Source organism: Bradyrhizobium sp. CCBAU 45384, assembly GCF_028128665.1.
GTDB lineage: Bacteria > Pseudomonadota > Alphaproteobacteria > Rhizobiales > Xanthobacteraceae > Bradyrhizobium > Bradyrhizobium manausense.
Map to the genome: position 1 here is coordinate 240,877 of NZ_LBIZ01000112.1, position 19,860 is coordinate 260,736.

The window sequence follows — 19,860 nt, forward strand, 5'->3', positions numbered from 1 at the left end:
GCCGGCTTTTCCGGCCTGATCACCGCGATCCATTTTCGAACACCTGAACACTTTCGAACCGACAGGACCCGCGTCCGCAATCCCAGTTTTCCAGCGCGCCACCCCCGTACAAGGAGGAAATACTATGTCCCCTAGTGCAACAGCCCACATGGTCCAGCTTCCCAATTCCGTCCATCAACTGCCGACGGGCTCGAAAGCGATGCGCCGAACCAACGGCCAGCGCTGGATCGAGCTGACGGTCGGCGTCAAGCGATCCGTCGATCTGCCTGATCTGTCCGATCTCGACAAGAAGCTCCCCAAGGATCGCAAGTACATGACGCGCGACCAGCTTGCGAGCAGTTACGGCTCCGATCCCAAGGCCATCAAGACGATCGAGGATTTCGCCAGGGCGCACAAGCTGGTCGTCACCCGCAACGAACCCGCCGCCGCGCGGCTCGGCATCGCCGGGACGGTCGACGACGTCAGCAGCGCCTTCGGCGTCACGCTGTTCGACTATTCCCATCCGCATCTCGGCGACTTCCACGCCCGCACCGGTCCGGTGCACGTCCCGGCCGAGGTCGGCGATGCCATCACCGGCGTGTTCGGCCTGAACAACCACCGTGTGCTCCGCCGTTCGCGCCATTCGGCGACCAGCGCCAGGCCGGATTTCGCAAGCTCGGTGCGGCACTGGTTCATTCCGACCGAGCTCGCGGGCATCTACAATTTCCCCAACATCGATGCGAGCAGGCAATGCATCGGCCTGCTCGAGTTCGGCGGCGGCGTGGAGAGGCCTGACGTCGCGGCTTATTTCAGCAAGATCGGCGTTCCCGCGCCGGAGGTTGCCGTCATCGCGGTCGACGGCGTCTCGACCGATCCTTCCGGCGATCCGGACTCGACCGGTGAGGTGATGCTGGACGTCGACGTCGCCGGCGCGCTCGGCGGCGGCGCCAAGATCGCCACCTATTTCTCGACTTTCGACGAGAAGGGACTGGTCGATTGTCTCGCCAAGGTCGTCAGCGATTCCGACAACGATCCTTCAGTCGTCTCGATCAGCTGGGGCTGGGACGAGAACCAGGCCTTCAACAATGCCGGCGTGATCTGGTCACCGGCTGCGATCGACCATTGCAACCACAGCTTCCTCGCCGCGGCCCATCTCGGCATCACGTTCTGCGTCTCCACCGGCGACGACGGCTCGGAAGCGCAGATGCAGGACGGCCGGGCCCATGTGAACTTCCCCGCGAGCAGTCCTTATGTGCTGGCCGTGGGCGGCACGACCTTGCACGCGCGCAAGAACGCGAAGAAGCAGGTGCAGGTCGCCGAGACCGTCTGGAACGACGGCCCCCGCAGCGGCACCGGCGGCGGTGTCAGCGACATCACGCCGGTTCCGAGCTGGCAGCAGGGCATCGTGCCGAAGTCGATCAATCCCGGGCACTTTGCCGGACGCGCGATTCCCGATATCGCGGCCAATGCCGATCCGGCCACCGGTTATCTGACGATGTCGGGCGGCAAGCTCGGCGTTGTCGGCGGCACCAGTGCCTCCGCGCCGCTCTGGGCCGGCCTGATCGCCCGGATCAACGCCGCGCTCGGCGCGCGGTCCGGCAATTTCAATGCCCTGCTCTATTCCAAGTTCGGCCCCGCTGGCGTGCTGCGCGACATCACCGTCGGCAACAACGACACCGACGGCCTGCTCGGCGGCCAATATCAGGCGGGCCCGGGATGGGACGCCTGCACCGGCTGGGGCGTGCCCGATGGCAACAAGCTGCTCAATGCCCTGCAGGGCGGCCCGAGCAGCTAGACGAGCGGAATCTGGCGCAGGCGGGCGAGCTGCCTGCCTGCGCGAGAAACATGGCCGCGTCCGCCCGGCGCGGCCGGTTTCGTGTGTCGTGTCCGCTTGCCCCCTGAACAGCGGCACAACAGCCGACACGCGGGGAAGTCCGTTGCGGGCCAATTGCGGACCTCGTCAGACCGCCCGGGCAGATCCGCTAGGTGCCACAGGCGGGAGTCGAACTACGCAGATCACCCTAGGTTAGGGCCGTTAGAATCGCCTTCATCAGTCCGTTTTCATCATAAGGCTTCTGAAGTACTTGCGCTTCTCGAAACTGCTCTAAAGTCTCGCGATCTCCATAACCGGTGACGAGGATCACGGGCAAGTTGGGAGCGGTCGCGCAGATCGCTTTCGCGAGCTCGGCTCCCGTCATTTCCGGCATGGCGAAATCCGCAAGAACAAGCTCCATCTTCAGACCGTTCGCAATCAGCTCAAGGGCTTCTTGTCCACTCGCAGCGGGCACCGCCGCGTATCCGAGGGCCTCAAGTACTCTAACGGTTGACCTGAGAACTGCCCGATCATCATCAACGACTAGAATACAGGGCTTTAGCTCCACTGTTGATATTTGCTCGGCACCAGATTCTCTTTCGCGCACTCGTGGGACCACTTCGGCACAAGGTAAGAACACCGTCACTGAGGTGCCTTCGCCGACGTGCGTCTTAAGCGCGATGCCTCCACCGGACTGCTTGGCGAAACCAAAAACTTGCGCGAGTCCGAGACCCGATCCTTTTCCTGGTCCTTTCGTAGTGAAGAAAGGCTCGAAGACGCGGGGGAGCACATCGTCGGGGATGCCCATACCTGTATCTCGGATGGTCAGTCCCACATACCTCCCCGGAGCCGGCGCTGCCGGGCCGGAGAGCTCTTTATCGGTGATGGCATTGAAAGTCTCCAGGGTCAGAGTCCCCCCTGACCGCATGGCGTCTCTCGCGTTGATAACCAGATTGAGGATCACCGACTGAACTTGAGTTAGATCTACCAAGGCTGGGCAAAGGTCCGCGGCGAGGTTCGTGCGGAGTTGGATCGCTCCACGAAGCGAGGCATTGAGCAGGCCACCCATGTTCACGATGGTGCTGTTGAGATCGACCACTTGAGGCTCAAGCCGCTGTTGGCGCGAGAACGCGAGCAGTTGCGAGGTGAGATTCGCACCCCGTTCCGCCGCCCCGAGAATCAGCTCGATACCTTCCTGATCACCGGGATCATCCCGCAGATTGCGCGACAACATGCGCGCGTTAGTGAGCACGACGCTCAAAACATTGTTGAAGTCGTGCGCGACGCCTGACGTAATCTGTCCTATCGCGTCGAGGCGTTGCAGTTGCTGGGACTCGGCCTCGGCGATTTCCCGTTGCTCCATTTGAACATGTAGCTGCTGGTTGCTCTCCTGCAGTTCGCGCGTCCGCTCTTCAACGCGGCGCTCGAGCCTTCTTTCAATACGTTTGCGATCCGTGATCTCCAGGGCGACTCCGAAAAACGAAGCCGGCACGTCATTCTCGAAGTTGGTCTGACCGCGGGTCGCGATCCAGCGTTCCACGCCGTCCGTTTTTCCGATGACCCGGTACTCGATATTGTAGACTCCATCGCTCCGCGGATCGGTGCTCCGCTGGATAGCGGCCTCGGCACGCGCAAGATCGTCTGGATGAACGCAGGACCGCCACACTTCGTAATCGACGACTGCGCCCGCCGGCAGACCCCACATGGCCCTGACTGTATCATCCCATTGCAACTTGTTGGATTGTGAATTCCAGGCATAGCAGCCGAGCCTCACGAGCTCGACGGCCGCCTGCAGCCTCGACTGGCTTTCGCGCAGTGCCCGTTCTGCATTAATTCGCCCGGTGATGTTTTGCGCGATTTTTGACGCGCCGATGACCCTGCCCTCCGTATCCTCCAAGGGCGACACTGTGAGTGAAATATCTACTGGACTTCCGTCTTTGCGGCGGCGAACGGTTTCGTAAGGACCAATACTTTCGCCTCTGCGGAGGCGATCAAGAATTGCGGTTTCTTCGTTGTGGCGATCCGGGGGAATCAAAATCGTAATCGGCTTGCCGACGACTTCCTCGGCTAGATAGCCAAACATGCGCTGCGCGCCGCCGTTCCAACTCCTTATCGTGCCATCGAGATCCTTGCTGACGATTGCGTCGTGACTGGACTCGACGATGGAAGCGACTCGCTGCACCGCCTTCAGGTTGAGCCAGGTCTGATAGGCGGTTGCTGCGAAGACGCCCAAGCTGGTCATCACGCGCAAGTCTTCCGCATCGAAGCGGCGACTGACGTCATGCGCGACGACCCAGATTGTGCCGACTGCTTCAGCCTTGATGTAAAAGGGAATCAGGAGCGCTTCCTCAAGAACAGGCTTAACGGGCTCCCAATAGGGGAAATCGACTTCGGGATGTGAGCATATCATGGCGACGCCTTGGTCAAGGACCGTGCCGCATGGACCAAAGTTGCGCGGTGTTCCACCATTTAAGTGAGGAGCCCACTGCCCGGCGATTGCGCGCCAATGAAAATTACTCTTCCCGTCCCCTTCCTCCAGGAGGCTGAGCCCGGCGGAGTGCGCGCGACATAGACCTAACGCGGTATCGGCGAGCTTCTGCAAGATGCCTTCGGGCGAGCTCGCTAATTCCTGCACCAAAGCGATCAGAGCTTGGTTCTCTGCCGCGTAATCGGCCGGGCGCGACGGACGCCGTCGCAACTCCTCCGTCGAGAGCATGGAACGCATGGCACGGACGTTAGGTTTGAGCTTGCAGCCAGTAGCCGTGGTGTGCTGCTTCACCGAAGGCTTCGCTTGCTCGGCTTACACTTCAACAACCTAACTTGCGCGGGGGCACGAGCAGTAAGGTATATCGCGGGCGGTGCGTCTATCTTAACTTAAGATGATACATCTGTCATTTGCTATTGCGTCGAATGCGATTCGAGTGCGGAACAAGTCGATCGGAGCCTGCATCGGGATGCACACCAGATCCCTGCGGAAGCACCCGCCCACTGCACGTCTGCTGTGGGTCAAACGGCGAAGAACCCAGGTTGAACAAATTTAGTCCGCTTTGTCCCAGTGAGCGGACGTCGCGCACTCTCCCCGGACTGTAACCATAGCCCTCCCCCGGATGGGAAATCTGTCATAGTCTCCTTCCGTCCGGCAGCAAAGCCGCGACGGAAGAGGAGGTCGCCAATGAAGATTGCGATGCCGGTCTATGCCGTCCTTGTCCTTGGCGCCGCCCAAATCGCCGTCGCCAACGCCGCCGTCGCCAAGGACGCCGGCGCTTCGCCCGCCAAGATCTCCGGCTCCACGGCGCTGGCCCTCGCCGGCGTGATCGCGCCGCTGTCGCCGACGCTGTCAGGCGCCGAGAAGAAGGCAGTGGCGATGCTGTTCGCCGCCAATGCCGACATTCCCTACAAGAAGCCCGTTGTCGTGACCGCGGACAAGATCGTCTGCCGCACCGGCAATGTCGACATCACGTTGCGCAATTGCGAGGTGACCTTCGGCAAGAAGGTCAGGACCGTGAACGGTCCCACCGCCAACGAGATCTTCGCGACCGAGGCGCTGGCCGGCATTCCGCCTGATGGCGCGGCGGGATCGAATTTCGAGAGCCTGAGCAAGCTGAGCTGCACCATCGATCCCAACGCCATCAGGCAGAAGGACGGTAGCGGGGCGGATTGCACGTTCCAGCCGGGGAATTGAACCGGGGGCGATGGTGCCGTGAAATCGCCGCAAGAAAGACCAACAAGATAAGGCGAATTGAAAAGACAGGCTAAAGCGACCCCCCAATATGGGGCGTGGAAGGCCGGCCCCCTGATGATGAAGAATTGTCTCGCATTTTTGCTCCTCCTGACCATGACCGCGGCCTCCGCACATGGTCCGCTCCCGGCGCGACCGGCCGCACCATCCGATCTGGTTCGGACCGGGCTCACCGATAGCGACACCACCGCCGGCGGCCTCGCGCGGCTGTGCGAGCAGGTCACCTTCTCGCGCGGCCTGCGCTATGGCGGCAGCGAGGCCAACGTGCTCGACGTCGCGACCAGCGACACCACCAAGGCGGAGACGCCGCGCCCCGTGCTGCTGATCGTCGCCGGTGACACCTTCACCGGCGACCGCGGCGCGCCGGAGCCGTCCCGCGACATGCAGGACGCCGCGATGTGCTTTGCGGCGCGCAACGGCATGATCGGGGTGCGCGTCAACTACCGCCTCGCGCCCGCCGCCACCTGGCCGATGGGCGCGACCGACGTGGCGGCGGCGCTGTCCTGGGTCCACGGCAATATCGACCTGTTCAACGGCGATGCCCGCGAGATCGTCGCGGTCGGCTACGGCGCCGGCGCCTTCCATGTCGCGAGCCTGCTCGCGCATCCCGAGCTCCAGGCCGACCGCGCCGATGTCGCCGCCGTGGTGCTGGTCTCAGGCATCTATCGCGCCGGCAAGGACGCCAGTGACAGCGAGAAGGCCTATTTCGGCAATGACGCCGCTCAATATGACAAGCGCTCGGTCTATCCCGGCGTCCTCAATGTCGACGAGCCGATCCTGCTGGCCTGGGCCGCCAACGATCCCGCCGATATCGTGGCGCAGGGCGAGACCCTGAAGAAGACGCTCTGCGGCGCCGGCCATTGCCCGCGCGCGACCCTGCTGCGCGGCCACGATGGCATCGCGGCGGCGTTCGGGCTGGATGGTTCCGGCGACAGTCTCGCCGAGCCGACCCTGCTGCTGGTGCATCAGCTCGAGGCGCGCGGGCTGCCGTAGGGTTTGCGGGCTGCCCAGCGTCTTGGTCGGGCTCTACGAACCCGGCCGCGACGGTCAGGCTCTCACCGTCACCCTGAGGTGGCCGCTTCCTCAGCGGCCCTCGAAGGGCGACGGCCCGGCTCTCTCCGCTCGGCAGCAGCGGGGCCGTTCATCCTTCGAGGCTCCGCCCGCGATGCGCTGCATCGCGGGCTTCGCACCTCAGGACGACGGTTCGCGAACAGCCCGTCAGCACGCCTGCCGCTTTCATCGTGCTCCCCAGCCACACGATTGCCAAACGCTTGAGATAGATCAACGCACCCGGATGCAGGGTGAGCCGAGTTCGTTGGGGGCCAACGACAAGGTGTCGAGCATGCGCGTCACCGGCAGACTGCTGTTCGTTTTGATCGCGGCGCTCGCCTCGCTCGGGGCCATGTCGCAACAGCGTTCGGATCAACCCAATTCCGACCCCGGCTCGGACAAGGAAATCCGCATCGGCAACATCGTGCCCTATTCGGGGCCGCTCTCGGAATTCGGCGCGATCGGCAAGGCGGAAGCGGCCTATTTCGACATGATCAACGATCGCGGCGGCATCAACGGCCGCAAGATCCGCTTCATCAGCCGCGACGACAATTCCGATCCCGCCACCGCGCTGCAGCTGACGCGCGATCTCGTCGAGAAAGACGACGTGCATCTGATGTTCGGCTCGTTCGGCACGCCGGGCAATGTCGCCACGCGCTGGTACCTGAACGAGAAGAAGATCCCGCAACTGTTCGTCGCCTCCGGCGACGAGGAGCTGAGCCAGGCCAGGGCGTTTCCCTGGACCATGGGCTGGCAGCCGCCGTTCCGCTCGGAGGGGCGCATCTACGCCAACTACATCCAGGCCTATTATCCCCGCAAGAAGATCGTCGTTCTCTGGCAGAACGACCAGTTCGGCCGCATGCTCTACAAGGGCATCCAGGAAGGTCTCGGCGATCTGAACCGACACGTCCTGGTCGACGTCGCCTTCGACATCAATGACGAGCATCTCGAAGGCCACGTCGCGATCCTCAAGCGCGCGGACGCCGACATCTTCGTGTTTCTCGGCGTGCCGTCGACGGCGGCCAAGGTGATCGGGCTCGCGGCGTCGCTGAAATGGCACCCTGTCTTCATCGTCAACGATGCCTCCGCCTCGATCGCCAACGCGATGGCGCCGGCGGGGCTGGAGAATTCGGCCGGCGTGATCTCGGCGGCGTTCCTGAAGGATCCCAGCGATCCCGCCTGGAAGGACGATCCGGCCATGAAGGACTGGTTCGCCTTCATGGACAGGTACCACAAGGACGAAAGCACCAATAACAGCGCCGCGCTCTATGGCTACGCGGCGGCGGAGGCGCTGACCAAGGTGCTGAAGCAATGCGGCGACGACCTCTCGCGCGACAACATCATGCGCCAGGCGGCGTCGCTGCGGGACTACCATCCCTCCGTCGCGCTGCCCAATATCAGGATGAACACGTCGCCGGAGAACTATCTGCCGATCCGGCAGATGCGCCTGGTGCAGTTCGACGGGCGGTCGTGGCAGCCGTTCGGGGCGGTGATCGAGACGGCGTTTACCGAAGGCGCGGCGCGGTGAGGTGAGTCGTGCGCAAACTTGGACCATCGCATCCGGATTAACAGGTGGTCGTCATGCCCGGGCTTGTCCCGGGCATCCACGTTCTTCGATCTGCAAGAGAAGGTCGTGGATGGCCGGGACAAGTCCGGCCATGACGCCGCGGAAGCTTTTGAGCCCTCACGCCGGCTTCAGCGACGCCAGCGCGCTTTCCAGCAGCGAGCGCACGCGTGCGGCATCGCCTGATTTCACCACGGCCGGATCGAGATACAGCTCCAGCCCCGGCGCGCGTTCGGTGATGACGCCGCTCTTCTCGGCTGCCGCATCGCTCAGCGCATCGACCGCATAGGGAATGACCTCGCGGCTGATGCCCTTCATCGTGATCGCGGGCAGCGCATGGGCACGAACGATGTCGCTGACCAGCGCGAAGGTCTCGTAGCTCAGCACGATGCCGCCGGGCTCGGCAATTGACTGCAGGCGGGCGGCGAGGTTCGCCTCGGCACCGATGATGGTGTAGTCCATACGATCGCTGCTGCCGAAATTGCCGACATTGCAATAGCCGGAATTGATGCCCATGCGCGAGCGGAACGGCTGCTCGATGCCGGCGGCGCGCCATTTCGCATTGAGCTCGGTGAGGCGCTGCTGCATGCGCCAGGCCATCTGCAGGCAGGCCTGCGCGTCAGCGCGGTCGCCCTTGGTCTCGGGATCGCCGAAGAAGATCAGCATGGCGTCGCCGATGAACTTGTCCACGGTGCCGCCATGCTCATGCGCGATCGCCGACATCTCGGTGAAATATTCGTTGAGCAGCTGGGTCAGCAATTCCGGCTGCAGCCGCTCGGTGGTCGCGGTGAAATTCTGGATGTCAGAGAAGAAGATCGTGAGCTTCTTGCGCTCGGTGTGGATGGTGACGTCCTTCTGGCCGGAGAAGATGCTCTTGTAGACCTGCGGCGGGATGTAACGCGAGATCTTCATCGACAGCGAGGCGAGGAAGTCGTTGGCGGATTCCAGCTCCCGGTTCATGCCCTTGATGCGGCTGGCCTGTCGGCGCTGGAGCGAGAGAAAGGAAAGCCCGCAGCCGGCCGCGATCAGGAAATAGGCCAGCAGGAACTTGAACGAGAAGATGTTGGCGGCGATCGGCTGGGCGATGATCACCTCCTGGATGCCTCTGACATCGCCGACCTTCCAGTCTTTCTTCGGACTCTCGGGGTGGCTGTTGTGGCAGCTTACGCAGGCCGGGCCCATGGTGACAGGCGCAATCAAGCGGACCTTGTCGAAGAACAGCGAGGTGTCGGTGTCGAGGATCTTCTGCTCGGGATCGGCGCGCAGCGCGGCGAGCGCATCCTTCTCGAACTTGTCGAGCTGATGCGGGGCGCGGTTCTGGAACGGGAAGTCGGAGACGAACCGGTAAGTGATGTTCTCCTGTTGCGCGCCGATGACGCGGCCAAGCTCCAGCGACAGCGTCGCCGGGATCGGGATCGCGCCGGGGACGGATTCGTAGTTGTGAACGACCTTGGTCGTGCCGTTGGGATTGGCCAGGATGCGCCCGACCACATTGGACGCATAATAGCTGCGCACGCTCGTGATGACTGAATTGAGATCGGCGGTCTGCCGGCGGAGCGCGGTCTTGTTCAGTTCGGTCAGGTCCAGCCAGACCGCCAGCGGCAGGGCCAGCAGGAGAAAGGCAATCACGGCCCCGATCAGGATGCCGCTCTTGTGCTGCTCTTCGGCGATCGCTTGTTTCACTCTGTGGCTCCGTGATGTGCGTTTTTGCCGCAAGAACGGGATTTGCGGCACAACATGCCGGCTTGCACAGAGCCAACAAACGCAGCGCGGCGCAACCCCATTTTATGGTGGGTCGCAGCAGGCGCCTTTTCGTTTCATGACGAATGTTTAAGATCAGGATCAACCTGCATTGATCAATCCGGAACCACCGCCCATGACCGAGACAATCCGCATCATCAGCTTCAATGCGCGCCCCGTGATCGTGCCAATGAACTTGCCGCTGCAGACCTCGACCGGCGCGGTTGCCAGGGCGCCGCTGGTGCTGATCGACTGCGAGACCGACCAGGGCGTAACAGGGCATGCCTATCTGTTTGCGATCACGCCGTCGGCCCTCAAGCCGCTGACCGCGATGGTCGCGGAGATGTCGGAGCTGCTCAAAGGCGACGAGCTGCTGCCGTTCGAGATCGAGCGCAAGCTGACCCAGCGTTTCACGCTGCTCGGCCTCGCCGGCCTGCAACGGCTGGCGCAATCCGGCATCGACATGGCGGCATGGGATGCGCTGGCGCGCGTCCGCGGCCTGCCGCTGGCCCGCCTGCTCGGCGGCGCGCCGAAGCCGGTGAAGGCCTATAATTCGAAGGGCCTCGGCATCATGCCTGCGGGCGCCGCAGTGGAGGAAGCCCACAAGCTGCTGGCCGAGGGCTTTCGCGCCGCAAAAATCCGCGTCGGGCGGCCGGAGGCGCGGGACGATCTCGCCGTGGTGCGCGCGGTGCGCAAGGCGGTCGGCGACGAGGTGACGCTGATGTGCGACTACAATCAGGCGCTGACGGTCACCGAGGCGATCCGCCGTGGCGAGATGCTCGACGACGAAGGCTTGAGCTGGATCGAGGAGCCGATCCGCCACGACGACTATGCGGGCTGCGCCCGCATCGCCGACGCGCTGCGCACGCCGGTGCAGATCGGCGAGAATTTCGACAGCGCGTTTGCGATGCAGGCGGCGCTAGCGGCGGAGGCCTGCGACTACGTGATGCCCGACGTGCAGCGCATCGGCGGCGTCACCGGCTGGCTCCGCGCCGCGTCACTGGCGCACGCTGCCGGCATCGAGATGTCGACGCATCTGTTCTCGGAGGTCAGCGCGCATCTGCTCTGCGTCACGCCGACGGCGCACTGGCTGGAATATGTCGACTGGGCCGACGCCGTGCTGGCGAACCGGCTGAGGATCAAGGACGGCTTTGCGCTGCCGGGCGAGGAGCCGGGGAACGGGATTGATTGGGACGAGGCGGCGGTGAGGAAATATCTGGTGGAGTGAGCAGGAGGGACTGACAGTCGCCGCTACCACGTCTCCGCGCCGGGGACTTTCTTGCGCACCGCCATGCGCTGAATCCAGATGCAGCGACGGACGGATCGATTGGAGCGGCCGACGGCAGAAATGCCCTCGCCGGCCTGAAGCAGCGGCGCCACGCTCGCGCGCAGCTCGCGGCAGCGCTGGAGCTCGGCCTGCCAGTCGATGATTGCGGCATTCGCGCTCGATGCCGTCAGCGCCGTCACCGCGACGGCAAGCCAAGTCGTCCGCATCATTCACCAGCCCTTCCCTTTGATACGTCCGCAATGCGCCGGTAGCGGAAGTCGCAATGATCGGCGCCCTGCATGATGGTCTGTGTGCGCGTCAGCTTGATGTCCGGACCGAAGCCGTCCGCGGTCGCAAAGTCGGCGGTGCAGACCATGAGGAAGCCGAGCTCCGGCTCACCCAGCGCCTTGTAGAACTCGGCATAGGCGCATCGCTTCACGTCGAAGGCGAACGCATCCCGCGTCTGTTCGATCACGTCGTAGCTGAGAGCATCGTCGCGCGCGTAAGTCGCGAAGGCGGAGCCGACGGCCTTGCCGAGATCGCTCTCGTTCCTGGCTTTCCAAAACGCCTCGCCGAAGCCGCGATAGAGTTCGCCAAGCGCCTTGCGTACGATGGCGTTGGCACGCGCCTCGCCGAGCTCGGCCTGGAGCGCCTTGACCAGCGGCACCAGCACCTGTGCCTGGATTTTGGCCTGTTCGATGACGGAAACGCTCATGGGCATGCTCGCGTCGCGGAGGGAAGGCGCGGCTCGAATGAAGCCAGCGCGAATTCAAACCAGCAGCCGCGAGACTATATCCCCGTATTGCGCTTCAAGGCAGGGCATGGCGCGAGCCGTCCTCGAGCCCGACGATGTGACTTTCCGAATAGGGGCGAATCTTCATCCGACGCGCCCCTGACACCCCGGCCGGCGGCCGCTACTTCTGGCCCGACGGCGCTTGGGCATTCGAATCGTTCGGGTTCTTTTGCTTGTTGGCCTCATGATGCCCGATCACGCATCCTGCGGCCGCGCCGAGCTTGCCGTGTCCTGCCATATGGCCGGCGACACCGCCGACGATGGCGCCCTTGATGCACCCCTTGGCCTCTGCCGGCGAAATCGATGCCAGGGTCAGCAGACACGCGGCGGCAAGGATCGGTTTCATGATCGTCTCCTCTCAGGTTGACCTCTGGGCCATCAATTCCCCCAGACGAGACACGTTCCGGAGAGCCGCAACGCCGGCGACCCATCCCGTCACGCAGCGTCGCGACCACGACCGCCGGGATACGGCCCCGCAGCATGACGCAGGCGACCGACTTCCTCGCTGCCACAGCGCGCGCAGCGGAAGGAAACCTCAGGCTGCGCAACCATGCTTCTCCGAGCGCTCACGGCCATCGGCCAGGCACCGCACCGGGGACACTTCACCAGCAGATCGTTCGTTTCCAGCATCGCGACGACTCCTCGACCCTGCCCATGATCCGACAACGGCGCGAAAATGGCGGCGTTCCGTATCTTCGCGCAGGCCTGCCTTAGGTGTCCGGAATAGTCTCCGACCAGACGAGGCGAGCTTTCACCAAAACCGTTCCGCGCTGGGTCGCCGGGCGGCCTTTTCATTTTCAGCATCGCGCGCCAGCATTCCGTCACCACCATCCGCCGGCAAATGGGCCGGGCCGCTCGAAGGCGAGACGTCGGTCGGGTGTCCTTTTCTGTAGTTTTGCCCAGCGCTTCGGATGCGGACGGGGGCCTGAGGAGACGCGGGCGGGCGCCTCTTTCTTGACCTCGACGGCAGGCGCTGCAGGCATTGCGGCCAGGGCTTCCCGCACTTGCTGCTTGGGCTCTTCGGAGAGCGGATCGGCCTGCGCCATTGTCGGCAAATCGGCGCGCGGACGCGTGTCGAACACGATCTTCTCCGGGAGGCTCCTCGCCGAGGCGATCCGGATGATGCTCCTGTCCGGATCGGATGGGCCCGCGCGCTCGGCGGGGGCCGGCAGGTACCATTCAGCAGCGAAGAGCAGCGCCAGCAGCAGCCCGCCGACGAAAACGAAATAACGAATGATCGGCATGAACGGCCGCTCGCAAATGGGACATCAGGTATCGGCAGGGGCCGGATTGGAGTGGCGGGTCGCCTGGTTGGGCGACCCCGCCACTGGTGGGATTAGTCGATCTCCTGGACGACCGTGCGGGTCGACGGATCGACCAGCATCACGCGCTCGCCCGAATAGACATAGCGGTACTTGGTGAGCGAGGGACCCCAGTCGGCGGGCACCGCCTCGAGCTCGACTTCGCGCGGCACTGGCTGGCCGACGACGATCTTCTCGCGGGTCTCCACTGGACGAACCTTGTGCTCGGTGACGTAGGTGCGGATCTTCGTGCGATATTCGGGCTCGATCTGTACGGCGGCGGCATGTCCCGCGCCGGTGGTGGTGACGACGGTGGACTGCGCCATCGCGCCCGTCGAGATCATCGCCGCCATCGCAGCGCTCAGCAGAAGCTTGTTCATCTTTCTCTCCTCGCCGCCATATGCGGCATGCGAGAACCCACGAATGATGCCAAGGTTCCCGCTCGTCCGCAGAGGTCCTTCGCATACGATGGAACATTCAGGTCGGGCGACGGTTCGCTCCAAGCTCCCAGGCGCTTGCTTACGGAGAGCCCGCTGATGCCGCCGTCCGATGCAGTCAGGAGAGCCCCCGATCGACGCCAGCGAAGGCTCCTGATCCTGTTGGCGTTGGGATTCGTCGTCTTCGGCACCGCTGCCGCGGCGCTCTTCTACGTCCTGCAGCCCGAGACTCTTCGGATCGCCGTCGGCCCCTCGGGCAGCGAAGACCACCAGGTGGTCCAAGCAATGGCGGAGGCCTTCGAAGAGGAAAGCAGGACGGTCAGACTGTTCCCTATCGCCACCGCCGGAGCGGCCGAATCCCTTGCCCTCCTGGGTGCCGGCAAAACCGACCTGGCAATCGGTCGCGGCGACCTCGCCATGCCGGCTGATGCCCAGACACTGGCCGTCCTGCGCAAGAACTATGTCGTCATATGGTCGCAGTCTGGACGCGCTGGCAAGGGCTCCAAGAAGAAGGCCGCCGCGAAGATCGGAGAGATCGCCGATCTTGCGGGGCATAAGGTCGGCATCATCGGAAAGACCGACGCCAACGTCGCGGTCCTGCGGACAATTCTAGAGGGCTCAGGCGTGCAGCCCGACAAGGTTGCCACGGCTCAATTCGGGACCGACGAAATCGAAAAGCTCGCGCAGGACGCCACTCTCGACGCCTATCTTGCGGTCGGTCCGCTCGACAGCAAGATCACCGCCGCCGCGATCGCCGCGACTTCGCGGTCGCGCGGAGCTCCGAAGTTTCTTGCCGTCGAAGCGTCCGAGGCGATTGCCCTGCGGCATCCCCGCTACGAAGCCGAGGAGATCCCCGGCAGCGTCTTCAACGCGAACCCTGCCTGGCCCGAGGACAAGATCGACACCATCAGCGTCAACCATCTCATCCTGGCCCGAAAAGAACTGTCGGAAGCCAAGGCGGCGGCCTTCTACCGGCAGCTTTTCGCGGTGCGCGACACGATCACGCAACGTGTCGCCGGCGCGACGCACATCACGAAACCGGATACGGAGAAGGAAACGGAGCCCTCCGTGCACAGGGGCGCCGCGGCGGTCATCAACGGGACCGAGCGGACCTTTCTGGACAAGTACAGCGACTACTTCTGGTTCGCCCTGCTGCTCCTGTCCGGGATCGGTTCGGCCGCCGCATGGCTGCGTCGCTATCTGAACCGGGACGAGCGGGACGACAACACCGGCTATCGCAACCGTATTCTTGCCGTGGTGTCGGAGGTTCGCGGTGCCGAGTCCGAACAGGACCTGCTGGCATCGCAACGGGAGGTCGATGCGATCATCGGCGAGACCCTCAAGTGCTACGACGAGGGAGCCATCGAGCAGGAGGACATGGCCGCATTCGGCCTCGTCCTCGAGCTGTTCAATCATGCAGTCGCAGAAAGGCGGGCGGCGCTGCAGGGCGGCGCGATCGAGGCAAAGGCTCCCGGTCCAAGCCTTGCCTCTCGCCGATAGGCGCGCCGGCAGACCAGACCTTCATCGCTTCACGACTAAAGCTTTTCAATTTCGCTGGCGCGGATAAGGATCTCGTCCTGATCGAGCATCTCTTCGAGCTGTTTGCGGCGGTCCGCCCACCATGCACGATCGAGCTCTTCGGTCATAACCTCAAGGATGATGATCTCATCCCGGACGACCTGTGACCCTTCTTTGTTCTCGCCCGAGGCCGGCGCGCGTTTGAAAGCCGTGACCCCGCCAAAGCGTTCGGTCAGTTCGTGTTCCAGGGAGTGATAGAGCTTCGAATCAAACCGCTTGCCGTGGTTGTTGCTGAGAGGCAGGAAGATTTCGATCAAATGCATGAGGATCACGCCGCGAGCTTGGCGCCCTCCCCCGCCTTGCGCGTCGCCTTCAGCCGCTTATTCAGGAACGCCAGGACCATCACTTCGTCCGCGCTCAATTTGCTATACTGACGCTTGAACCTCTCCGCGATCTTGTCCTCGATCATTTTTGCCAGGTCGCCAGACATATAGGCGCCCAGAATTTCCGGATGCACGTAGCATTTGCGGCAAATGGCTGGCGTGTTGCCAAGTTGTCTGGCGACTTTATCGATGGCGGCCACGACGTTCCGTTTTGCTTCAGCCTGAGAGTCATACTCCTTGAACTCGGCCAATGCGAGCGCAGCCAGCACGGTACCGGCCCAGGTTCGGAAATCCTTGGCCGTAAAATCCTGCCGGGTGATTTCCTTGATGTAGGCATTCACGTCGCCGGAATCGATCGTACGTGTTTCGCCGTTGTCGTCGAGATATTTGAAGAGCTCATGCCCCGGCAAGTCGGCGCAGTGCTTGACGATCGCCGCAATGCGCCTGTCCTCCACCGAAAGCTTCCATTGCTTGCCGGACTTCCCGGTAAACTCAAATTTCAAGGTCGAACCTTTGATCGCCACATGCCTGCGGCGCATGGTCGTTAGTCCGTAGGAGTTGTTCGTATTGGCATATTCGGCATTGCCGACACGAATGAGGGTCTTCTCGAGAAGGCTGACGACGGTCGCGAGAATCTTTTCCCGGGGCAAGCCTTCGCGCTTCATGTCGGCGGCGACACGGAACCGCAGTGCTGGAAGCGCAGCGGCGAACTGCATGATGTGCTCGTATTTGTTCTGATCACGCAATTCACGCCATTTGGCGTGATAGCGATATTGCTTGCGCCCGCGTGCATCATAGCCCGTGGCCTGGATATGGCCGTTGGCAGCGGGACAGATCCAGACCCGCTCATAGGCCGGCGGAATGCCGATCGACTTGATACGGCGGACGATGTCCTTGTTCGTGATGCGGGCGCCGCTCTGGTCGTAGTAGGAGAAGGTGGTGCCGGTGCGCTTGCGGGTGTAGCCCGGCTTTGCGTCACTGACGTATCGCAAGCCTTCTTCCGCGATGATCGCCGCCACTTCAGCGGTCCTCTCGGGAATTCTCTCATCGACCTTCGTTTCGCGGAACATGGCAGCGTCATTTTTTGACAGCGCTTGTGAACGCACTTCGCTGCTGTCCCGATACGTCAAGAAGATCTACAGGATATTGTTCCTCTCCAACGTCAACCGGGCAGTCGCTGGGGGATCAGGCCGATCCCAGCGACTCGCGGTTACCATCGCGGGTACGTCGCCGCTCGCTGGAGCGGCATGTGGAAATACAAGCCTGGCGTGACGACCAGAGGATCAGTCGTGCGCAGGAACTATCATTGCCTGGCCCTCGTTCTGAAGAGTGCGCGAAGATCGCGCAGAGCGATGACGCGTGATCCCTCGGCGCCTACGGCGCGCGAAGATTGATACTGTAGGTGCAGCACAGGGTGCGTGAGATGAGCAACCTCCTCAAACTGCCGACATGGGCCGACGACGGACAAGTTTTCGCGGTTGTCGAGACGCCGCGCGGGAGCTCCTGCAAACTGGATTTCGATCCCGAGCTCGGAGTCTTTACGCTGGCAAAGCCACTGATGGCAGGGCTGAGCTATCCCTATGACTGGGGCTTCATTCCTTCCACCAAGGCTCCTGATGGCGATCCCCTCGACGTGCTGATCATCCATAATGCGAAGACATATCCCGGCGTCGTGCTCAAATGCAGGCCGGTCGGCGTTCTCGAAGTCGAGCAGAAGAGCGGGAGCAAGAGAGAGCGGAACGATCGCGTGTTCGCGGTGCCGGACCGATCGCCCCTCGAGACTGATCTCAAGGATATACGGCACCTCCCCTCGCGCGCGTGCGACGAGCTGGAGGAGTTCTTCCGCGCGACCAACGCGCTTGAGAACAAGGAGCTCAAATTTCTGGGATGGCGCGGGCCCAACCACGCGGCCAAGACCATCAAGCGGCTCTCCAAGTAGGATATGCCGACATCGCGGCCGGGTTGATCGGCTGGAATACGCCGTCAAGAGATGCCCGAGTGACCGTCATTCCGGGGCGCGCGCAGCGCGAGCCCGGAATCTATCGTGCTCAGATGACGTCGTGGCTGAGGGGATTCCGGGTTCTCGCTGCGCGCGCCCCGGAATGACAAGACGGGCGCGATGCAAAAGTTCATTGCGGTAAAAGGCGCCGCGGAGCTTGCGTTAGGAACTAACGTCGGTGCCCGCCGGTTCGTGGAGCGTCTCTCTCACGTCAAGGGCAATCCATGTACCACCACGTCAAGAAACTGATGTTCACCGTCCGCGTCGACGAGCCTGATCCCAGGTTCGGCAATATGCTTCTCGAGCAGTTCGGCGGCGCCAACGGCGAGCTTGCCGCCGCCATGCAATATTCGATACAGGGGCTCAACTGCGAAGATCCGGATCGCAAGGATCTTCTCATGGATATCGGCACCGAGGAACTCAGCCATCTCGAGGTGGTCGGCACTCTCGCCCGCATGCATCTGAAGCCGTCGAAATTCGATCGCCAAGCCGCCGAGGCGGACCCCCTGATTGCGATTGCAGGCGGCGGCGGCGTGAACCTGTTCAACTCCCAAGGCAACGCCTGGACCGCGGATTACCTCAAGATCACCGGCGAGCTCGACGTCGACCTGCGCAGCAACATCGCCGCCGAGGCGAGAGCCAAGATCGTCTACGAGCGGCTGATCAATTTCTCTGACGACGCGGGCACAAAAGACGCGCTTCAATTCCTGATGACCCGCGAGATCACGCATATGAAGGCGTTCGCGCTGGCTCTCGAAAGCATGGCCAAGCCGGCCTTCAGCATCGGCCGGATTGCCCCCACGCCCGGTCTCGTCGACCAGTTCTTCAACGATTCGACCGGAACCGGCGACCACGGCGAGATCGACACCCGCGGCCCCTGGAACGAGGGCGGCGAGTGGGTCTTTACGGAGTCCCCGGCTATCCAGGCCGGCGACCCTGGTCCGGCGACGGCGCTTGTCACCGAGAGTTCTCCGCCGGTCGACGAGGCCGGTCTCGGCGATCTCCTGATCAACGAGCTTCGCGACATCCTGCATGCCGAAAAGCAGCTGACAAAGGCCCTGCCGAAGATGGCGCAGGCGGCGCGTTTCGATCAGCTGCGCGAGCTGTTCGAGCAGCACCTGAACGAAACCGAGGCCCAGATCGAGCGCATCAATGAGTGCTTCGAGATGCTCGGCAAGACCGCGCGGGCCAAGGCCTGCAAGGGAATGATGGGTCTGATCGAGGAGGGGCAGGAAATCATCGCCGAAGGCGAAGAGAAGGAGGATGCCGCAGCCGATCTGGCGCTGATCGGAGCAGCCCAGCGGGTCGAGCATTACGAGATCGCCGGATACACCACCGCACGCAATCTCGCCCAGCAACTGCGCCATAGCGCCGTCGTCAGTCTGCTCTCGAAATCCCTTGCCGAAGAAGAGAATGCCGATCAGCTTCTCAACCAGGTAGCCCGCTCGCTGATGTCGGTGGCAAAGATGCCTGCAGCGGTCGAACAGACCGAATGAACCGGCCGTCCTCATTTGCGTGGCTGAAGGGTTTGTCAAGGACAAACCCTTCAGCTGGCCTTTGCTAGATCATCTGCTGGTCACTCGCTATTCCGCGCGCGGCGCAGCGCCGCCGTCAGCTTGGCCTTTTGCCCGGTCCACCGCTCATCCTCCGCAGCCGCCCGCGCGTTCACTGCGGCCCGCTCGGCTTCAATGGCTCCAAGCCTGGCTCCATGCTCCTGCTCGGCTTCTTCCAGCGCGGCCTGCGCTTTTGCGATAGCCCGCTCCTGGCGCTCCCTGACCTTCGCTCGGGCGGCTTCTTCGCGCCGGCTTTGCGCCTCGCGCCGCCGCTGCTCTTTCTCGTAGTTTGCAGCCGCTTGTCGCGCGGCCTTGCTGCTGACTTGGGACGGTTGCCGCCTGTGCGGCTTCGATTGCCGCGTCTCCGGCTGCCTGTGCGCACGATCCGCGGCCGCTTGCGAAGGTATGTCTGATTGTTCGGAAAATCGTCCGCTCGAGCCGGCCGCCCGTCTGAGGACGACTCCGGGCTTCGCCATGGTGGCGGCGACGACCTCGGGATCATCGGTTTCCTTGGCTAACCCCTGGTGAAAGAGGTTGCTTCCGGCGCCCCACGCCTCGAGCGCGGCCTTCATCGACGGCGCTGCGATCGCGAGATCGTGGAAGCCAAGGGACGTCTGATATGTCTTGAGCTTGCGCGCCATCCCCTCTGGATAGCGCCGATCTTCGCCGTCGGCTATCCCGTCTAGCGTCGCCGCCCGGTCAGCACGTCGATGACGAGCGCTGC

General features: G+C 63.1%; 18 protein-coding genes. 8 read left to right on the plus strand and 10 right to left on the minus strand.

Features of this window, described 5'->3' with window-relative positions; translation table 11 throughout:
• The first annotated feature begins 124 nt into the window (after nt 1-124).
• Nucleotides 125-1,774 carry a S53 family peptidase gene (locus tag XH80_RS24605; protein ID WP_271600776.1) on the plus strand — a complete coding sequence of 550 codons (1,650 nt, stop codon included), beginning with the start codon at nt 125-127 and terminating at the stop codon, nt 1,772-1,774.
• A 226-nt stretch (nt 1,775-2,000) separates the two neighbouring features.
• Here XH80_RS24605 and XH80_RS24610 read toward each other — a convergent pair whose 3' ends face one another.
• Nucleotides 2,001-4,571, minus strand: coding sequence for a PAS domain S-box protein (locus XH80_RS24610; RefSeq protein WP_271600777.1), 2,571 nt, complete (start codon nt 4,569-4,571; stop codon nt 2,001-2,003).
• Between the two features lie 393 nt (nt 4,572-4,964).
• Between XH80_RS24610 and XH80_RS24615 the strand changes: the two genes are divergently transcribed.
• From XH80_RS24615 to XH80_RS24625, 3 genes are all read left to right on the plus strand, one after another.
• On the plus strand, nt 4,965-5,474 hold the full coding sequence (locus tag XH80_RS24615; protein ID WP_271600778.1) for a hypothetical protein: 510 nt from the start codon (nt 4,965-4,967) through the stop codon (nt 5,472-5,474).
• A 117-nt stretch (nt 5,475-5,591) separates the two neighbouring features.
• Complete coding sequence (locus tag XH80_RS24620) at nt 5,592-6,524, plus strand: alpha/beta hydrolase (RefSeq protein WP_333931758.1); 933 nt, start codon at nt 5,592-5,594, stop codon at nt 6,522-6,524.
• A gap of 349 nt (nt 6,525-6,873) precedes the next feature.
• The gene (locus tag XH80_RS24625; RefSeq protein WP_271600780.1) at nt 6,874-8,109 is read left to right on the plus strand and encodes an ABC transporter substrate-binding protein; all 1,236 of its coding nucleotides are present in this window, start codon (nt 6,874-6,876) and stop codon (nt 8,107-8,109) included.
• Between the two features lie 156 nt (nt 8,110-8,265).
• Here XH80_RS24625 and XH80_RS24630 read toward each other — a convergent pair whose 3' ends face one another.
• Nucleotides 8,266-9,828 (minus strand): adenylate/guanylate cyclase domain-containing protein, encoded by a 1,563-nt coding sequence (locus tag XH80_RS24630; RefSeq protein ID WP_271600781.1) that lies wholly within the window; start codon nt 9,826-9,828, stop codon nt 8,266-8,268.
• 193 nt (nt 9,829-10,021) lie between these two features.
• On the opposite strand from XH80_RS24630, the gene XH80_RS24635 reads away from it, so the two are divergent.
• The gene (locus tag XH80_RS24635; protein WP_271600782.1) at nt 10,022-11,113 is read left to right on the plus strand and encodes an enolase C-terminal domain-like protein; all 1,092 of its coding nucleotides are present in this window, start codon (nt 10,022-10,024) and stop codon (nt 11,111-11,113) included.
• 23 nt (nt 11,114-11,136) lie between these two features.
• Here XH80_RS24635 and XH80_RS24640 read toward each other — a convergent pair whose 3' ends face one another.
• The 5 genes from XH80_RS24640 to XH80_RS24660 all read right to left on the minus strand — a co-directional run bounded on the left by XH80_RS24640 (nt 11,137) and on the right by XH80_RS24660 (nt 13,626).
• A complete protein-coding gene (locus XH80_RS24640; protein WP_057752669.1) occupies nt 11,137-11,382 on the minus strand; it encodes a hypothetical protein in 246 nt (81 codons plus the stop codon).
• Nucleotides 11,379-11,867, minus strand: a complete 489-nt coding sequence (locus tag XH80_RS24645; RefSeq protein WP_271600783.1) for an L-2-amino-thiazoline-4-carboxylic acid hydrolase — start codon at nt 11,865-11,867, stop codon at nt 11,379-11,381. The genes XH80_RS24640 and XH80_RS24645 overlap by 4 nt, the downstream gene beginning before the upstream one ends.
• A 199-nt stretch (nt 11,868-12,066) precedes the next feature.
• Nucleotides 12,067-12,291: a hypothetical protein gene (locus tag XH80_RS24650; RefSeq protein WP_220002385.1), complete on the minus strand. Its 225-nt coding sequence runs from the start codon at nt 12,289-12,291 to the stop codon at nt 12,067-12,069.
• A 475-nt stretch (nt 12,292-12,766) separates the two neighbouring features.
• The gene (locus XH80_RS24655; RefSeq protein ID WP_271600784.1) at nt 12,767-13,189 is read right to left on the minus strand and encodes a hypothetical protein; all 423 of its coding nucleotides are present in this window, start codon (nt 13,187-13,189) and stop codon (nt 12,767-12,769) included.
• A gap of 92 nt (nt 13,190-13,281) precedes the next feature.
• A complete protein-coding gene (locus XH80_RS24660) occupies nt 13,282-13,626 on the minus strand; it encodes a DUF1236 domain-containing protein (RefSeq protein WP_057752918.1) in 345 nt (114 codons plus the stop codon).
• 156 nt (nt 13,627-13,782) lie between these two features.
• On the opposite strand from XH80_RS24660, the gene XH80_RS24665 reads away from it, so the two are divergent.
• Nucleotides 13,783-15,183 carry a TAXI family TRAP transporter solute-binding subunit gene (locus XH80_RS24665; RefSeq protein WP_271600785.1) on the plus strand — a complete coding sequence of 467 codons (1,401 nt, stop codon included), beginning with the start codon at nt 13,783-13,785 and terminating at the stop codon, nt 15,181-15,183.
• A 35-nt stretch (nt 15,184-15,218) separates the two neighbouring features.
• On the opposite strand, the gene XH80_RS24670 is transcribed toward XH80_RS24665, so the two are convergent.
• Together XH80_RS24670 and XH80_RS24675 are read right to left on the minus strand one after the other, a co-directional pair.
• The gene (locus tag XH80_RS24670; RefSeq protein ID WP_271600786.1) at nt 15,219-15,524 is read right to left on the minus strand and encodes a hypothetical protein; all 306 of its coding nucleotides are present in this window, start codon (nt 15,522-15,524) and stop codon (nt 15,219-15,221) included.
• A gap of 5 nt (nt 15,525-15,529) precedes the next feature.
• Nucleotides 15,530-16,714, minus strand: a complete 1,185-nt coding sequence (locus XH80_RS24675) for a DNA topoisomerase IB (protein WP_442869170.1) — start codon at nt 16,712-16,714, stop codon at nt 15,530-15,532.
• Between the two features lie 293 nt (nt 16,715-17,007).
• Here XH80_RS24675 and XH80_RS24680 point away from each other — a divergent pair, with 293 nt between their 5' ends.
• The gene (locus tag XH80_RS24680) at nt 17,008-17,523 is read left to right on the plus strand and encodes an inorganic diphosphatase (RefSeq protein WP_271600787.1); all 516 of its coding nucleotides are present in this window, start codon (nt 17,008-17,010) and stop codon (nt 17,521-17,523) included.
• A gap of 284 nt (nt 17,524-17,807) precedes the next feature.
• Nucleotides 17,808-19,079 (plus strand): DUF892 family protein, encoded by a 1,272-nt coding sequence (locus XH80_RS24685; protein ID WP_271600788.1) that lies wholly within the window; start codon nt 17,808-17,810, stop codon nt 19,077-19,079.
• Between the two features lie 80 nt (nt 19,080-19,159).
• On the opposite strand, the gene XH80_RS24690 is transcribed toward XH80_RS24685, so the two are convergent.
• A complete protein-coding gene (locus tag XH80_RS24690; protein ID WP_271600804.1) occupies nt 19,160-19,777 on the minus strand; it encodes a cell envelope biogenesis protein TolA in 618 nt (205 codons plus the stop codon).
• Nucleotides 19,778-19,860: the final 83 nt, after the last annotated feature.

Excerpts from the sequence above, each read along its gene's own strand:
- XH80_RS24645 (WP_271600783.1), bottom strand. The coding sequence starts at position 11,867 with ATGAGCGTTTCCGTCATCGAACAGGCCAAAATCCAGGCACAGGTGCTG.
- XH80_RS24670 (WP_271600786.1), bottom strand. The coding sequence starts at position 15,524 with ATGCATTTGATCGAAATCTTCCTGCCTCTCAGCAACAACCACGGCAAG.
- XH80_RS24640 (WP_057752669.1), bottom strand. The coding sequence starts at position 11,382 with ATGATGCGGACGACTTGGCTTGCCGTCGCGGTGACGGCGCTGACGGCA.
- XH80_RS24625 (WP_271600780.1), top strand. The coding sequence starts at position 6,874 with ATGCGCGTCACCGGCAGACTGCTGTTCGTTTTGATCGCGGCGCTCGCC.
- XH80_RS24690 (WP_271600804.1), bottom strand. The coding sequence starts at position 19,777 with ATGGCGCGCAAGCTCAAGACATATCAGACGTCCCTTGGCTTCCACGAT.
- XH80_RS24605 (WP_271600776.1), top strand. The coding sequence starts at position 125 with ATGTCCCCTAGTGCAACAGCCCACATGGTCCAGCTTCCCAATTCCGTC.
- XH80_RS24660 (WP_057752918.1), bottom strand. The coding sequence starts at position 13,626 with ATGAACAAGCTTCTGCTGAGCGCTGCGATGGCGGCGATGATCTCGACG.
- XH80_RS24680 (WP_271600787.1), top strand. The coding sequence starts at position 17,008 with ATGAGCAACCTCCTCAAACTGCCGACATGGGCCGACGACGGACAAGTT.
- XH80_RS24655 (WP_271600784.1), bottom strand. The coding sequence starts at position 13,189 with ATGCCGATCATTCGTTATTTCGTTTTCGTCGGCGGGCTGCTGCTGGCG.
- XH80_RS24665 (WP_271600785.1), top strand. The coding sequence starts at position 13,783 with ATGCCGCCGTCCGATGCAGTCAGGAGAGCCCCCGATCGACGCCAGCGA.
- XH80_RS24635 (WP_271600782.1), top strand. The coding sequence starts at position 10,022 with ATGACCGAGACAATCCGCATCATCAGCTTCAATGCGCGCCCCGTGATC.
- XH80_RS24650 (WP_220002385.1), bottom strand. The coding sequence starts at position 12,291 with ATGAAACCGATCCTTGCCGCCGCGTGTCTGCTGACCCTGGCATCGATT.
- XH80_RS24685 (WP_271600788.1), top strand. The coding sequence starts at position 17,808 with ATGTACCACCACGTCAAGAAACTGATGTTCACCGTCCGCGTCGACGAG.
- XH80_RS24615 (WP_271600778.1), top strand. The coding sequence starts at position 4,965 with ATGAAGATTGCGATGCCGGTCTATGCCGTCCTTGTCCTTGGCGCCGCC.
- XH80_RS24620 (WP_333931758.1), top strand. The coding sequence starts at position 5,592 with ATGAAGAATTGTCTCGCATTTTTGCTCCTCCTGACCATGACCGCGGCC.